Origin of the sequence: Pseudotabrizicola sp. 4114 (assembly GCF_031457365.1) — a bacterium.
In the GTDB taxonomy this organism is placed as follows: Bacteria; Pseudomonadota; Alphaproteobacteria; order Rhodobacterales; family Rhodobacteraceae; genus Pseudotabrizicola.
On record NZ_JAVDWP010000025.1, the window covers coordinates 1 to 14,983 of the forward strand.

13 protein-coding genes, 1 tRNA gene, 1 pseudogene and 1 CRISPR repeat array are annotated in these 14,983 nt (G+C 62.7%); of the genes and pseudogenes, 9 read left to right on the forward strand and 6 right to left on the reverse strand.

Translation table 11 applies throughout. The features are described from left to right. Positions 1–181 precede the first annotated feature (181 nt). A complete protein-coding gene (locus tag J2X53_RS21720) occupies positions 182–724 on the reverse strand; it encodes a DUF6441 family protein (protein ID WP_349039599.1) in 543 nt (180 codons plus the stop codon). 871 nt (positions 725–1,595) lie between these two features. Between J2X53_RS21720 and J2X53_RS21725 the strand changes: the two genes are divergently transcribed. Next, a complete protein-coding gene (locus tag J2X53_RS21725) occupies positions 1,596–2,441 on the forward strand; it encodes a hypothetical protein (RefSeq protein ID WP_349039588.1) in 846 nt (281 codons plus the stop codon). A 1,456-nt stretch (positions 2,442–3,897) separates the two neighbouring features. Here the strand turns inward: J2X53_RS21725 and J2X53_RS21730 are convergent. Continuing rightward, entirely contained in the window at positions 3,898–4,713 is an 816-nt protein-coding gene (locus J2X53_RS21730) for a hypothetical protein (RefSeq protein WP_349039589.1), read from the reverse strand. A gap of 93 nt (positions 4,714–4,806) precedes the next feature. Next, positions 4,807–5,131: a CRISPR direct-repeat array (repeat unit 37 nt; unit sequence GTCTCAATCCGCTTACTGGCGGGAGATGTGTCTGGGC). Between the two features lie 17 nt (positions 5,132–5,148). Between J2X53_RS21730 and cas2 the strand changes: the two genes are divergently transcribed. Further along, positions 5,149–5,784, forward strand: coding sequence for a CRISPR-associated endonuclease Cas2 (gene cas2 / locus J2X53_RS21735; RefSeq protein WP_349039590.1), 636 nt, complete (start codon positions 5,149–5,151; stop codon positions 5,782–5,784). A gap of 140 nt (positions 5,785–5,924) precedes the next feature. On the opposite strand, the gene J2X53_RS21740 is transcribed toward cas2, so the two are convergent. Genes J2X53_RS21740 through J2X53_RS21750 form a run of 3 tightly spaced genes read right to left on the reverse strand, consistent with a single transcriptional unit; the run spans position 5,925 to position 10,044 of the window. Continuing rightward, on the reverse strand, positions 5,925–6,686 hold the full coding sequence (locus J2X53_RS21740) for a hypothetical protein (RefSeq protein ID WP_349039591.1): 762 nt from the start codon (positions 6,684–6,686) through the stop codon (positions 5,925–5,927). Beyond that, complete coding sequence (locus tag J2X53_RS21745) at positions 6,581–8,401, reverse strand: RAMP superfamily CRISPR-associated protein (RefSeq protein ID WP_349039592.1); 1,821 nt, start codon at positions 8,399–8,401, stop codon at positions 6,581–6,583. Before J2X53_RS21745 ends, J2X53_RS21740 begins: the two co-directional genes overlap by 106 nt. Then, positions 8,398–10,044 carry an RAMP superfamily CRISPR-associated protein gene (locus J2X53_RS21750; protein WP_349039593.1) on the reverse strand — a complete coding sequence of 549 codons (1,647 nt, stop codon included), beginning with the start codon at positions 10,042–10,044 and terminating at the stop codon, positions 8,398–8,400. Before J2X53_RS21750 ends, J2X53_RS21745 begins: the two co-directional genes overlap by 4 nt. 99 nt (positions 10,045–10,143) lie before the next feature. Here J2X53_RS21750 and J2X53_RS21755 point away from each other — a divergent pair. From J2X53_RS21755 to J2X53_RS21785, 7 genes and pseudogenes are all read left to right on the forward strand, one after another. Next, positions 10,144–11,253: pseudogene (locus tag J2X53_RS21755) on the forward strand (DUF2793 domain-containing protein); the annotation flags it as partial. A gap of 25 nt (positions 11,254–11,278) precedes the next feature. Further along, complete coding sequence (locus J2X53_RS21760; RefSeq protein ID WP_017998490.1) at positions 11,279–11,587, forward strand: hypothetical protein; 309 nt, start codon at positions 11,279–11,281, stop codon at positions 11,585–11,587. Between the two features lie 70 nt (positions 11,588–11,657). Beyond that, entirely contained in the window at positions 11,658–12,332 is a 675-nt protein-coding gene (locus J2X53_RS21765; protein WP_349039594.1) for a D-Ala-D-Ala carboxypeptidase family metallohydrolase, read from the forward strand. Beyond that, the gene (locus tag J2X53_RS21770) at positions 12,329–12,574 is read left to right on the forward strand and encodes a hypothetical protein (RefSeq protein ID WP_349039595.1); all 246 of its coding nucleotides are present in this window, start codon (positions 12,329–12,331) and stop codon (positions 12,572–12,574) included. Before J2X53_RS21765 ends, J2X53_RS21770 begins: the two co-directional genes overlap by 4 nt. 221 nt (positions 12,575–12,795) lie before the next feature. Further along, positions 12,796–13,053: an addiction module antitoxin gene (locus J2X53_RS21775; protein WP_349039596.1), complete on the forward strand. Its 258-nt coding sequence runs from the start codon at positions 12,796–12,798 to the stop codon at positions 13,051–13,053. Between the two features lie 230 nt (positions 13,054–13,283). Then, complete coding sequence (locus J2X53_RS21780) at positions 13,284–13,904, forward strand: type IV toxin-antitoxin system AbiEi family antitoxin domain-containing protein (RefSeq protein WP_349039597.1); 621 nt, start codon at positions 13,284–13,286, stop codon at positions 13,902–13,904. Next, positions 13,897–14,754 carry a nucleotidyl transferase AbiEii/AbiGii toxin family protein gene (locus J2X53_RS21785; RefSeq protein WP_349039598.1) on the forward strand — a complete coding sequence of 286 codons (858 nt, stop codon included), beginning with the start codon at positions 13,897–13,899 and terminating at the stop codon, positions 14,752–14,754. Before J2X53_RS21780 ends, J2X53_RS21785 begins: the two co-directional genes overlap by 8 nt. A 136-nt stretch (positions 14,755–14,890) precedes the next feature. Here J2X53_RS21785 and J2X53_RS21790 read toward each other — a convergent pair. Continuing rightward, positions 14,891–14,967 (reverse strand) — tRNA-Met (locus tag J2X53_RS21790). Between the last annotated feature and the right edge of the window lie 16 nt (positions 14,968–14,983).

Here is a 14,983-nt window from a genome sequence, read left to right on the forward strand (position 1 = left end):
TCGCCCCATACGAATACATCTGCAAGATCTGGACATCCGAGCCTGACAGATTCATCCTAAACCCGATCCATCAGATGCCGGGACTAAACACCTAGTCGTCTTCGTTCCTGAATAAAGGCCAGAGAGATGGCCCCATTGCACGCCACCCCGCCACGATAATCCCTGGGACGCCGTCCACCGCCTATTCCGCATCCCGCGCCAGATCCAGATCCAGATCCAGCCGCTTTCGGATTTTTACCTGCGGCACCAGCAGGAAGATCGGCACGGTCGCCAGTCCGCGGCCGGTTTTCGCGCGGGACGCCACTGCGCGTCCCTTGCTGTTCAGTTGCCCTTCGGCCACCAGCAGGCTCGGCCCCCGGCGGCGGTATATGAACCGCAAGCGCAATCCTGTGCGGCGTTCCCATTCTCCGGGGGTGATGCGGCCACCTTTGGTGCTTTTCCCGGCGGCCGGGGTGGGGATCGCCAGCCAGAACCCATCCTTCGAGCGGATCAGCGGGCCGGTGTCATGCGCGCCGATGATCACCGGCGCATTGGACCAGACCAGCGCCGCCGCGTTCAGGCTGTCGCCGGATTTGGGGAAGCTCGCGAGGCGGATGGAGTTTCCCAGCCTGGTGCCGAGGCCAGCGCCGGTGATCTGGCCGCACCATGCGGATTTCAGGGAGGTGCCCGCCTCGCGCATGGCGGCGGACACCGCCTTTTCTCCGGCGGCGATTTCGGCCTGCATCAGGGCGACGAGGTCGGGATCGAACGCGATCGGCGCCGCTGGTGGAAGCTGCGCGATGCCACATTGATCGGGAAGCAAGGAATCTATCATCGGGAATTGGTCGCCCTTGAGATGAGCACCCGGCGAGCCGAACGCGAAGGGGCGCAGTCGGAGGTCGAGGCGCTGCAGGCACTGTGTGACCGCTTGATGGCCAACCTGCCATCCAGCCATCCTTCCATCCTTCCATTCCAAAGAAAGGATCGCACCATTAAACCGTGGGATCAAACACCTAGGCAAAATAGCGTAGCGCCGCCCCGGTTAGGCAGCTGCCGCGAATGCTGCTGTGCATCAAGATCAGGCTATGGCCAACGACTACAAGGCCAAAATCAGCTCACTCTCTGATCCACCTCAACGGGACGAGCAGGGTCGAGCGAGATTAATTTAGCGATTTACGAAGCAATATTAGGGACTACGCGCCCTCTTGCTTCCACAGTGCTTCCACGGGATTTGGAAACGCAAACGCCGCCCCGAAGGGCGGCACTTAAGCGTCTGATAACGCATGTAATTTTGGTTGCGGGGACGGGCAACCGCCGCAACCTATCAGCACTCAGATGCCCTGTTTGAGTTAGCCTTCCCCGAAACTAACCAGCAGCTTACTGGGACTAACCATGAAATGTCAAAATCCCCTAGCTTCATTATCTCGAGACGGTATCACAATGTGCCACTTCGCTGTGAAGGAAGACCGGGTCATTGGGGGTTTCTCCTTTCGGTTTCCTGAGAGTAATTGCACCCGCCGCAACGGTCTTTGCACTCCTCCGCACGCAGGGGACCTTTCGACGCGGCGCTGATGGCAGGGATTGATCTTTCGGCACGCAAATAGAATGACTAGCTCATGCAGTTGGTGTCGCTCACGGATTTTGCCCGGCGCCTTGTCATCCAAGACCTGTCGGTGACAGTCGGGGGCTATGCCGAGGTGTTGAAATCCCCTGCCCTTCTAGGCCGGGTGCGTGGCGCCATGGGTCATTCGCTGGCGTTGTCGGCCTCGCCAGAGGCCTTGGCCGGACAGCCCTGCCCCTATGATCCGCCCTGTGCCTATGACCTGTTCCACAATGCGCAAGGGGCGCTGAACTCCGGGTTCGAACTGCCCAAACCCTTCGTCCTGCGCGCCGATCCGGCGGGGGCGGATCTTGTCATCACACTGCGCTTGTTTGGTGCCGCCTGCGACTGGGCGGCCGAGTTCCGCGCCGCGCTGATTGCCGGTCTGCGCGGAGGGCTCGATCTGACTCGGGCGGGGCGCGTGCCAATGACCATCACTGCCGTTACCCGCGCGCGCGTTGCCGTGGCCCCTGTGCCCGCCACCGGGCCGATTGCGTTGCGCACCCTCACGCCGGTCATTCAGCGCCTGCGCGCCGATCACTCCGGCCTTAAACTCGATGGCGCCTCGCTGATCCTCGGCTTTACTCGCCGCGCGACGGGCATGGCACAGTGGCATGGGCTAAACCTTGATCTGTCCGGGGACGAGTTGTCCGAGGTGCTGCGCACCGTTCCTCCCGCCGTCACTGGGGCCCGGCGTGCACTCTCGCGCGGCACGCGCCCCCGCCCAGGTTTTGACGGTCACATCGGATTTTCTAATCCCCCACCGCTGCTGCGCCACCTTCTGACCCTGACGCAGGCGCTGCATATCGGCGCCGACACCACCATCGGCGCAGTCCGGGTGAAGCTTATCGCGCACGTCTAAATGCCCCTCTCTCGCCGACGCGAGATGTGTCTTGGCCTTGCTCGCCACCCTTTACGCGCTGATAGCGCAGGTCTCAATCCGCTTATTGGCGGGAGAGATGTCTGGGCCTAGTCGCCACCCTCGCCAAGCTGAAAGGAACAGTCTCAATCCGCTTACTGGCGGGAGAGGTGTCTGGGCTCGAAGATATCCCGTGTGAAATTCGTTACTGGTTGCGGCTCAATCCGCTTACTGGCGGGAGAGGTGACTGGGCCTACCCTTTGCAAACCCAAGTCCCGAAAGCGCTTTTCGGTCCGCTTTCCAACCGTGCCATCCCAACACACTCGACTCGGGCCAAATTTTCTGGTTTCCTGATCTTTGCACCTCACTTTTTCCCTTAGCCTTCAAACGTATGGCATGATTTCCAACGATGAATCCCGATTTTCGGGCCTGTTTGCCGAAGTTTCCGACCCCCGTGCTCTCACACTGGCATTCGAACGGGTGCGAAGCAACAACGGATGTGCGGGCGGTGACGGGCAAAGCATCGCAGCCTTTGCCGCCAAGGGACCGACTGCGATCGCCCGGCTTTCGGGGCTCTTGCGCAACGGCCACTACGCTCCGCGCCCGCTGCGCCTGCACGAAATCGCCAAGTCCGACGGCGGGACAAGGCGTCTGGCCATCCCCGCCGTCTCCGACCGGGTGGTGCAGACCGCCGTTGCAGCCGCCCTGATGCCCCGGCTCGATCCGCTGTTCTCGCCCGACAGCTACGGATACCGGCCCGGCCGATCGGTAGCGATGGCGGTAGACCGGATCTCGGCCTTGCGACGGATGGGCAACACTTGGGTGGTCGAAGCCGATATTGAAAAGGCCTTCGACACGATCCCACATGACCCGGTGATCGAGGCTCTGGAAACCGCGCTGGGGCAGGATCCGGGCACGGCGACGCTGATCGACCTTGTCGGGCTTTGGTTAAGCCATGCTGCGGGACAACTTGGCACGCCAGGACGCGGCCTGGCGCAAGGCTCGCCACTTTCACCGCTGCTTTCGAACCTCTTCTTCGACGGGCTCGACGACCGGTTCGACAGCAGCGCAGCCCGCATCGTGCGCTTTCCCGATGACTTTGTCATCCTTGCCCGCAGCGAAGAGGGGAACGAGGGTGCCCGCGCCCGCGGAGGACTTCGTCACTGGTCACGGGCTGCGCATGGTCTCGCGCGAGACGCGGGTGGTGGGCTTCGATCGCGGCTTTCAATTCCTGGGCCAGCTCTTCGTTCGTTCCCTCGTGCTGCCCGCCCCCGACGAGCCCGATCCCAACGCCAGCGCCGTAATGCGCGAACTGGCCGAGTCGGACGAGACGACGGCCCAGGCATCAACTGCGGGCTACAACCCTTCGGCGCGGGTGCTTTACCTCGTCGAACCCGATCGCCGCCTGAGCCTGCGCGCCGAAAGCTCTGCCGTGCTGGATGGCGGGGGCAGCCTGCTCCTATCGCTGCCGGCCGCGCGGGTGAACCGTATCGAGCTTGGCCCCGGCGCGGTGGTCGACGACCCGGTCTGGCGTCACGCGCTGGCCACCGACACCACGCTTGCCTTTGTCAATGGTCACGGCGAGACGAAGGGCGTCCTCACCTCGCCGCAGACCGCAGAGGCGGAATTGCAACTGGCGCAGGCGGCGCTGGTGCTGCACCCGGAACGGCGGCTGGCGCTGGCCGGAGTGCTGGTCTCGGCGCGGCAACGCAACCAGCGCGCCCGGCTTTCGGTGCTCAACCGCTCCGGCAAACAGGCAGAGGTCGACCGTGCCATCACCGCCCTTGGCCGCGCGATCCGGGGCCTTGCCGGCCCCATGGCCAGCCTTGATGTGCTGCGCGGTCACGAGGGGCGGGCGGCCGCGATCTACTGGCCCGCGCTTGGCAGCCTTTGCGCCGCGCACAAGGGGCACTTTTACCGCGAACGCCCGGCCCGCAGCCCGCTCAACGCTGCGATCAATTACCTGACCGCGCTTCTGGCCCGTGACATCCGTGCGGCGCTGATCGGTGCAGGGCTGCACCCTGGCTTTGGCGTCCTGCATCAGGCGCAAACGCGCGGCGATGCTGCCGTTTATGACCTGATGGAGGTGTTTCGCCCCACCCTGTCCGAGGGGCTGGCAGTGAGCCTCTTTAACCGCCGGCGCTTGCGCGAGGAGATGTTCGAGCCGCAGGGCGAGGGCCTGCGCATACTGACGCTGGGCCGCCGAGCGCTGATTTCGGGTTACGAAGAGGCGCTCGAGCGGGTGATCCGCTCGAGTCAAACCGGCAAGCGCCACGCCCTGCGCCGGATCATGTTAGAAGAAGCCCGGGCATTGGCGCGGCATTTCCAGAACCCCGAAACGGTGGCTTACCTCCCACAAGTGCAGGATTACTGACCGCGCATACTGGCGGGAGAGGTGCTTGGACACCGCCACCCACGCCCGCGCTCAGGATGCAGAGTCTCAATCCGCTTACTGGCGGGAGATGTGTCTGGGCCAGCTCGCCTTTTGTTTCCATGTCCCGTGAGACGCTGGTCTCAATCCGCTTACTGGCGGGAGATGTGTCTGGGCCTGAACGCGAACTACCTCCGGGTCGGCTCGGCGGTCTCAATCCGCTTACTGGCGGGAGATGTGTCTGGGCGCGATGATCTGGCACTCGACGATGTCGATGATCTTCAGGTCTCAATCCGCTTACTGGCGGGAGATGTGTCTGGGCTCACGCTTTGCAAACCCATGACACAAAAACGCTTTTCGGTCCACTTTCCAACCGTGACAGACCCAATACTCCGAAACAGCCCTTTCAAGCCCGGTTCTTTGCCGTCGCAAACCTCCTTTTTCTTTGTCTTTCAATACCATGACAGGATTTCCAACGTTGATTGGCAATTTCAAGGCCCTTTGGCCCGCTGTTTGCCCAGCCTGAAAGACAGACTGGCAGCCGAAAATCGTCCTGTCCACCGCAAAGCTGTGGCCGGCGCAGGAGAGACCGCCGCGCCGCAACTGTCCCGAACAGAGAGCTTTTCCATGCCCGCCTTTCGCGGCACACTTGCACCTGTATCCCCGCAGCCGAAAGGATCTGACATGCCGCGCGCCGACATGCTGATGGTATTCACTTATGACGTCTCCGCGGACCGCAAGCGGCGGCGAGTGGCGAAGATCCTCGAAGGCGCGGCGACGCGGGTGCAGTATTCAGTCTTCGAGGCGCGGCTGAGCGAACAGCGCGCTGCGGCAGTGGCCCAACGCGTCGCGGCCGAACTTGGCCCCGGCGACAGCCTGCGCGTCTACGCTGTAGGCGCCAGCGGCGAAACCCGCACCCGCACCTACGGCGACGCCGCCCCGATCGAGCCGCCGGGGAATTACTGGATCGTCTAATCTCGCCATGTCTTTTTCAACAAGGCAGCCAGACGGCCGTTGTTCGCCTCGAAAGCCCTTTGCCGATCTGAAGCCGGGAAATTCCCGTTCCTCGCATTATCGCTGGTCTGCTGGTAATGGATCTTATTCGGATGCAGGTGCTAGCGCTTGCGCAGATAGTCCCCGAAAACCGGGTCATGTGCAGCTTTGAACTCCTTGGCGGCGAACCCCGCCGCCCTTGCCTGCGCCGGGCTCGGCGCGCCGGTTTCACCTTCCCCGTTGTTGATGAATGTTGCAAAGGCAGTCAAAAAAGGCACCGCCGATTGCCCGATCATCCGCATGTCGCACTTGCTGCTGCCCCTCGGAGAATACTGCACTCCGGCGTCGTTTGGCATCAGGGTCACTTTGATCTTTGCCGGAAAGCACTTGCCCGCATTGAAGGCACGCGCCCGCCCCATGAGGAAGCGGTTGCGCAGAGTAAAATCCAGCGTAAGCACGCTCAGGAAAGCTCCGATTTCGGCTTCGGTCATGTTGTGCAGGTAGATACGCTGCGCGAAGAGAAGGTTTTGCCCTTGCACCGGGTGCAGCAGCTTCAGCAGCGATGAGTATTTGTCCGGGAGCCGTTGTGCTGCATTAAGCCGCGCCACAACGTCAGCGGCAGTGGCATTGTCAACAAGATAGGCCTTGCGCCCGAAGTGATCGTAGAACTTCGAGATCGGACGCGGTTCGGCTGCGGCGATGACATATAGCTCATCGCGGGATTTGTCGGCGTCGTAATCCGATACAAGCCATGCCATGCCACAAGAAATGCGGGCCTTCAGGTGCAAGGCTTCATGCCGGTCGCGGCTCTTGTTGGTGCCCTCAGGTTCGCGCAAGAAGCCGAAGAGGGCTTCGGCGAAATCGGGGGAATAGTCCTTACCCACTTCTGGCAGATGTGCCTTGAAGGCCTCGAGTTGCTTCTTCGCATCGAGATATGTGTTTCCGCAGCGGGATCATCGGTGATCGCGAGCAGGTTCGCGATGATCTTATAGGCGCGTGCATTCACCCTGCGCTCAAGTTCCGCGCGAAGCATGCCCTTGATCGTCGAACCGGGGATAGCGAAGGTGCCTCCGATCTTCTGAAAGGGCACATCCGTGGGTGGGTCGGTGCGAGCATGCGCTTGCGCGGCGACCAGAATCGGAGTTTCGACGTGCCACACCAGATCGATATGCCCTGATGCCGCAGAAGACATCGGCAACGACAGAAGCTCATGCGTTTTGAAGCGGTCGGCGACGCGCGTTTCCGGGAGCTGGATCACATTCGGGTCGACCCGACTTAGACGGTAGGGGATTGTCACAAAGTTCGAGGGCAGTTCCGCGTCGAGATAGATGTCTTTGGGATCGGCCTGGGATTTTGGCTTTAACAATTCCGTCTGTCTTTCGGAATAGTGCCTCAGGATTGGGTCTTGCTCGATGCAGAACCACCCAAAGCCCTTCGTGGTGCCCATGCCGAGCTTGAGGCCGTTGGCCTCCAGATCGACCTTGAGTAAATCGAAAAGCGCCCCCTCAGTCGCATCAAGGCTGGCTCTGGCAGAGATTAAAAGATCGAATGTGACGCCGTAATGAGCGTGGTAGAAGAACAGAAGTTTATCTCGCGGCGCGGCGGTCATCGCATCAAGACCAACACCGGGGATTTGACAAGTTCCGCCAACCTTGACGTTACGCGGCGCGACCTGCAACAGTCCGCGACGCCCTTCATAGCCGAAGAGGCGCTCGACCGGATCAAGGTCTTTCGGCCCAGCCGAAGTCTTGCAACTCTTCACCTCGAGTGGCCCACCGCGATGCAGATGAAGTGCCCAGAGCCACTCGGCCCGCTTTCGCAACGCCCCGGACACTGCCGTCCCCATGATGCGCGGCAGCTTGTTAGCCGCATCCATCAGAGGCAAGGTATCGTTATCCTTCTGTCCGCCCTTCGAGATAAACGGACCAGGGCAAACCATGCGCAAGCTGAGCAAAGGGGGTTGCTGCGGCGGTGTAGCGGTGATGGTGTGCGACGTGAAAGTCTGGGCTGTCCAGCCGGTCGGACCAAAGCGGCTGTCAGCACAGTCGATCCTGGTGATCCGCAGCCGCCCGAGGTCATCAGCCTTGTTCGCCCCAAACTGCAGACCCTCGGGCGAAGAGGCCAGGGCAAGAAGCAGCTCCAGCGAGGCGCAGTCTGCCTTCAGTTGCATCTCGCTGCTGGTTTCGACATCGATCTCGGAGACAAACTCCACACATTCGGGCACGAATTCGCGCCGATAGAGCTTGTTTGCAGCGGCTACCCCCGTGCCCGATGCGACACTGGTCTGAGCTATTGTGATGCTGGTGTCGCTGCCCGCTTTCTTCACATATCGCGCCCCGGAGAAGGTCAGGGCTCCGCGCGCCTGATCCGAGCCTTTTTCATGCGGTTTACCGAACAGCCGGACCTTGTCACTGGTGCAGGCCGCCCCCAGCGCCCCCTTGAGCGAACTACCCGGGATCCAGGGCTTGCCCGCATGATCGCGGGTGATCAACGCCACCTCGGAGGCGTCTTCGCCCTCATGCACTCCGGTTTGCCCCGCGCCCACATGCAGAGGTGTCAGCACTCTCCAGCCAAGGCGGTATCTTCTGAGATATTTCATCGAGAACTCCCGACCGATGTGACGATGAATGCGCCGTAACCATTTTCCGCCACGAAGGGGCACGTTTGCCAGTCAAGTGCAGTATGCCCCCTTCTTTCGGAGCAAAGCCCCTTGCCAAGAAGCTTCTGCAACCTTTGTTGATCTGTCTCATTCACATCGAGAACGAAGACCGAGCCGCTGCTGGTCACGAGCCAGGGCATGTAGCGGCTTCCGGCCGTGAACTGCCGCGCTATGTAATCGCCGACTAGCTCCTGAGCCGCATGGACCTCGCATAGCGTCGAATTCGACAAGAAGGCCTTGAAGGCGGGCGTATAGGCCGAAAGAGGATCATGGCGCAGCATGAGAGAATCCACTTCAATCCAAGCCTTGGTCTGCAGCACCAGTGCGACCTTCCCCGTCGCCGGAACGGGCGGCTTCGTTGGCACGAGCGCGCGCGACAGCACACGCGCATCGGTCCGCCCCAATCCCAGCATCGGCGTGCAAAGCGCGCCTAGAATGGCCCGGGCGCCCTCCGGACTCAGAGCGCTGGTGTCGATGATCGCCGTGAAATCGGCGTCCTCCGGCACAATGGCCGTGGTTGAGAATAAGTTTTCGTCCTTAGCCGCGCCGGTGGTGGCGTCGATCTGAGTATGGACACGCTCCGTGTAGCGCGATTGCGGCGCGAGGCTTCCCTCAAAGGCTTTGGCACAAGCGTCCTCGTGACTCGTCTTCCAGTCAATCTGCAGCGTCACGCCATCGGGAAACACCGCCACTCCCGCCAGATCATGGCACGTTTCGATGTCCTTTTCGCGGACACACGCCACCGAGAGCGGCAGCGCTTTTGCTGTATACTGTGAGGCATGGCCGAATACGGTGTTGGCAAGGTCTTTGGCATCAAGCGACACGCCGCGTAGTGCGGCACACCTTGCCAAAAGGCCCTTCAGTGCCCCGCCTGGAATTGTCAGCTGGCCGATATATCCGTTGTCGGTGCGGATCGCGTCCACCAGATAGGGCCGATCGAGCCGGAAGCGCCATAAAAACCGCTCGTGCGGTTTGGCCGGCAGCTTGCATCCGGTTTCGGTTTCCCCGACCGGTGTCAGCGTGCAGCCAGTGACTTCACCAAAGCCGATTGAAGCCATGGCGCCGATGTGACGCTTGCACTGAAGTGCCGCCTCGAGAATGTGGCCCAGGGTCTTTTCATTTGGTGTCGCGGTGGTAGGAAACAGGGTGATCTGGCCGAGGAATGTCACGCCAGACTCGGGTGCAAAGACCTGCTCGAGACGCATCAAATGCCCCTGTTCGGCAGCCCCGCTTTCATCGTCTATCTTCACCCGGTGATAGTCGATCGAGCGCGTGTCAGCCTCGGACGTGCAGTGCAGGTCAGTAAAGAACATCCGCCCCTTGTCTGGCTCGAAGGCCCCGCCGCTATCCTTGCGCGCATCGGCCGACCCCTTGCCCATAAGTTCTGCGACCAAATCGGCCCGGCCCATGGTCGTCAGGCCATGCCGGATCAGACCCTTGATCTGATCTTGCGGAATGATCGCCCGCCCCTCCAGATCGCGCAGCGCGACCCGATCATAGCCAAACCGACCGGCATCCTGCCCCGGAAACAGGAACGGCGCCTTAAGCGACAGCGCAACCTCGAATACAAGAGGCGCGGTCATTGTGATGCCTCCGCGTTTGCTGGACCAAAAGCCCGGCCATCGGTGAAGGGCTGGGCATAGCCTTGCAACTGCGCCACCTGCGCCAGCAGAAGTGCCTGACTGGGCCTCGGCGGGGCGACAGCCGACAGCTACAACCGGGTGTCGGTCAACACCCCGGCAGTGCTACTGAACAACGCGGGCGCCGGGATCGAGGCGACGGTCAACAAGGCCGCCGCCGGGAACGATGCGGCCTTCGCCTTCAAGACCGGCTTCTCCGCCCGCGCGCTGATCGGGTTGCTCGGCAACGACGACTTCAGCTTCAAGGTCAGCCCGGACGGATCAGCCTTCTACGACGCGATCCGCATCGACCGCACCAGCGGCCAAGTGGAACTGCCGCAGCCCACGGTGCTCCCCGGCCTCAGCGCGGCGCCGACACCACCGCCTGCAGGCAAGGCGTCGGTCTACGCCCGCAGCCGCGCCGGGGCACCTTGGATCGATGTCATGCGCCCCTCGGGCCGGGACTTCCCGCTCCAGCCGCATTTCGGAGTGAACCGCATCGCGACCTGGTCGCCCTCGGTCACGACGACAATCACCACCGAAGGCATGCCCATCACCTCGGTCGGCACCGTGTCGCACCCGACGCTGGCCGCCACAAACCTTGCCGCCTCGATGCGCCGCTGGCGCCTGACCTCGGCGGCCGTCGTGGACTCGGTGGCCGACCAGCGCTCCGCAGGCTGGGCCTGCTGGCGCGGCAATGCGGCGGGCCTCGGCGGATGGACCTTCGTGACGCGGATTTCGCTGACGACCCTGCAGGCGACCGGGATGGGGTTCTTCGGCCTTTACGGTTCTACCGCAGCGCTGGCGACCACCCTGACGCTGGCCGCAGCCATCAACTGCATCGGCATCGGCTTCCAGCGCGGGACGCACACCCGTTGGCAGTTGGTCGCAAACGACGGCACCGGTTCACCGACCCTGACCGACATGGGTGCGTCTTTCGCCATCGCGACGGCTGGTGTGCTGACCATGTTCATCGCCGCACCACCGAATGGGTCATCCGTCTGGGTGCGCGTCGTCGACGAGGTCTCCGGTGCAATCTTCGAGCAGGAGATCACCGCCGACCTGCCCGCCGCGATGCAGTTCCTGTCGCCCCGGCTCTTCATGAACACCGGCGCAACTGCCGCTGCGGTCGCCTACGACTGTGCCGGGGTCTACCTGGAAACCGACTTCTGAACTGCAGGACCACGAAAGGACCATCATGAACGACCAGACAACACTCGCCGACGCGGTCGCGCGGGCCTTTCGGGACCACGGGATCACCGCCGCGCTGACCGCCCTGATCGGCGGCACCATGGCCCTGATCGCGGCGATCACGCGCAAGGCCTTCACGAACGAGGCCCTGCTGGATCGCCTCGACCGGGAACTCATCACCGAACGTGACCGGACTGACAAGCAGCGCAGCGAAGATCGCAAGGTCGATGGCGACCGCCTCGACCGGATCGAGACGGACATCCGATCCATGCGGGACATGCTGTTCGACGCTTTTCAGCGCGGTCGATCCGACTGACCGCCGAGCGACCAGACCACCACGACCACATCCCCCGCCCCAGAGGCGGGTTTTTCATTTGGAGGATCCCATGCCCACCCTGACCTACCCCCACTGGCGCGACGTGCCCGCACAGGCCTGGCGCTGGCCGAACTTCTCGGCCGCCGAAATCGCCTGCCGCGGCACCGGCGCGATCAAGATCAACACCGAGGCCATGGACAAGCTGCAGGCCTTGCGCGACCGGCTGGGCAAGCCGCTGATCGTCCGCTCCGCCTATCGCAGCCCGGAACACAACCGCGCTGTCGGTGGCGCTCCGGCATCAAAGCACATGCAGGGCACCGCCTTCGACATCGCCATGGCGAACCACGATCCAGCGGCCTTCGAGGCGGGGGCGAGGGCGGTTGGGTTTCTGGGCTTCGGGTACTATCCCCGCTCCGGGTTCATGCACATCGATCTAGGGCCTGCCCGGTCCTGGGGCGATCCCTTCCCGGCGCGAGCGGTCTCCTTCGCCCCGGAACTGCCGCCTGCACGCGAAGCCCTGTCGGAAAGCCGCACCCTGCGCGGTGGCGGCGCTGCGGGTGTCGCCACGGTCGGCGCCGCAGGGGTGGAGGTCCTGCAGGACGTCCTCGCAGAAACCCAGTCCACCATCCAGCCGCTGGTGCCCTACCTCGACACCTTGCGCTGGGTGCTGATCGCCATCGCGCTGATCGGGATCGCCATCACGATCCACGCCCGGCTCGACGACTGGAAACGGGGCCAGCGGTGATCGGCTGGCTGCTGACCCATGGCCCGGCGCGCAAAGCGCTGGGCCTGATCCTCGCAGCAGCCACGATCCTGCTGTTCATAATGAACCTGCGCCGTGCCGGTGAACGCGCCGGGCGCGCCGCTGAACGGCTTGATGCCCGAGAGAGAAACGATGCCATCCACCGCCAGATGCTCGACGCTGCCGCCCGCCGCCCTCCTGATCGCGATGCTCTGGCTGACCGGCTGCGCAACGGGCGGTTCTGACGCCCGGACGCCCTGCCCGCCAGTGGTTGATTACACCGCAGCAGATCAAGCGCATGCCGCCGAAGAGGTCGAAACATTGCCGGAAGGCGCCGTCATAGTCCGGATGCTCAGCGACTATGCCGTGTTGCGGGATCAAGCGCGGGCATGCCAATGATGACATGGCGCGGTCTGCAGCCTTGCGGTCGCCGAAACCCACGCTGACAGCTATTAGGGAGAGACGGATGACGGGCCGACCCAGAACGGTGACGCTGCAGGTCGATGAGGAACTGTACGAGTTCCTGTCGTTGAGGGTGAGCGACGGCGGGCCCTATCGATCCGTCAGCGCCTATGTTGAGGAGCTGATCCGGCGCGACATGGCAAGCCGGGAGGCTGCCGCGTTCCAACAACTGCAGGCGGAACTTTCCGCTGGGTTCAGCGCGTCGGAATCCAGCTACCATCCGTCCTCCGCAGCCGAGGTGATCGCGCGGAACCGCCAGTGAAGGATCAGCCGCTTCTCGCGCACCAGGAGCTATCCGTTCCGGGCTTCATCGAAGGGCAAGGAGTGGCTGCGGGGCGGCTGTGCGGAGAATAGTAGGCCTAATCTCCGCACATTATGCGGTGATTGATCAGGATGACGCTGTGGGGGGCGGATCCGCGCAGGTTGCTTGAAGCTGAGCCGCATGTTACAAAACCTAGGACAAGATGCGATCTAGTCTGAGGTTTTGTAACGATGCTTGCGCCGGATCAGGGCCAGCGCGCCCGTATGATCGACTACATGGAAGTCCATGCGCCAGCCCGTTCAAGGGAGCTGGCGTCCATCGGCGTGAGCGGAACCACCATCGCGCGAGCGGTGGAAGATGGCGTGGTGGTACGGATCGGACGGGGACTGTACCAGCTCCCCGATAGCGAGCCAGACCTGCATGCGGGCCTGATCGACATCGCCAAACTCGCACCCAAGGCCGTCATATGCCTGACATCGGCACTGTCCTTTCATCAGCTGACCGACCAGCTGCCACGGCGCGTGTGGATCGCCATCGGCGCCAAGGACTGGGCACCGAAGATCGAATACCCGCGCATCCGCATCGTGCGCTTCCGTGAGCCCTACCTGACCAATGGCACCGAGGTCCATCGCATCGGGGACGTGGAGGTCCGAGTCTATTCCATCGCCAAGACGATTGCCGACGCATTCCGGAACCCGAAGCTGGTTGACCGATCCGTTACTATCGAGGCGATGAAGGCGGCGCTGGGCGCGAGGAAGGTTACGGCGGGCCAGCTCGCGACGGCCGCGCGCGAGAACGGGGCGTGGAACCAGATGCGCCCCTATCTGGAGGCCCTGACGTCAAATGGCTAAGCAACCCAAGGACATCGCGGCCTCCGTGCGTCAGCGTCTGCTGAACCTTGCCCGTGCTGAAGGTCAGCTGTTCGATGTGGTGCTGGTGGCCTTCGGACTCGAACGACTGGTGTACCGGCTGTCGGTCTCCGAATATCGCGAACGCTTCGTCTTGAAGGGTGGCATGCTCGTCACCTTGTGGACGGCCGACACTGGCCGCTTTACCCGGGACATCGACTTCCTGGCGTTCGGCTCGGACGAGGAGGCGGAACTGAAGACTGCGTTCTCTCAGATCCTCGCCATCGATGGAGGCGATGGGCTGGTCTACGATGTTGCCAGCCTTACGGCCGTCGCCATTCGGGAAGACCAGATATATGGCGGGATGCGGCTCCGGACCGATGCATATCTCGGGAGCACGCGCATTCCGATCACCGTGGACCTCGGCTTCGGCGATGCCTTGGCCGATCCGAAGTTCGAGATCGAATATGGCTCCCTGCTGGACTTTCCTGCCGCATCGATCCGCGCCTATTCACCGGCAACGGTCATCGCCGAAAAGTTCCAGGCCGTGGTCGCGCTGGGCTTGGCGAACAGCCGGATGAAGGACCTGTATGATCTGTGGACGTTGCCGAAATCCGTCGACATCGCCACGGGCGACCTCGCGGCCGCGATCCGAGGAACCTTCGCTCGACGCGATACGATTGTTCCAGCTGCCTGCCCTGTTGGCCTGTCCGAGGAGTTCTCGGCCGATCCGGCGAAGATGACCCAGTGGCGGGCCTACTCTGAGGGCACGGCTCTCGAAGGACGGCCGCTCGCGGAGGTCACTGCGGAGATCTGGGCTTGGCTTGAACCGGCATGCGGGACGGCGGCATGATTGGCGCGATCTGCGCGATCATGTTGCCCGTCGATGGGGGGCTCGCAAAACGTTGACCAGGTGTTGACAAGAATATGGAACGACAAAAGTCGAGCGTTACGCTCGGCTTTGAAGTCTTTGATATATAATAGGAATTTGGTTGCGGGGACAGGATTTGAACCTGTGACCTTCAGGTTATGAGCCTGACGAGCTACCGGGCTGCTCCACCCCGCGTCCGGCCCGAGGGCAA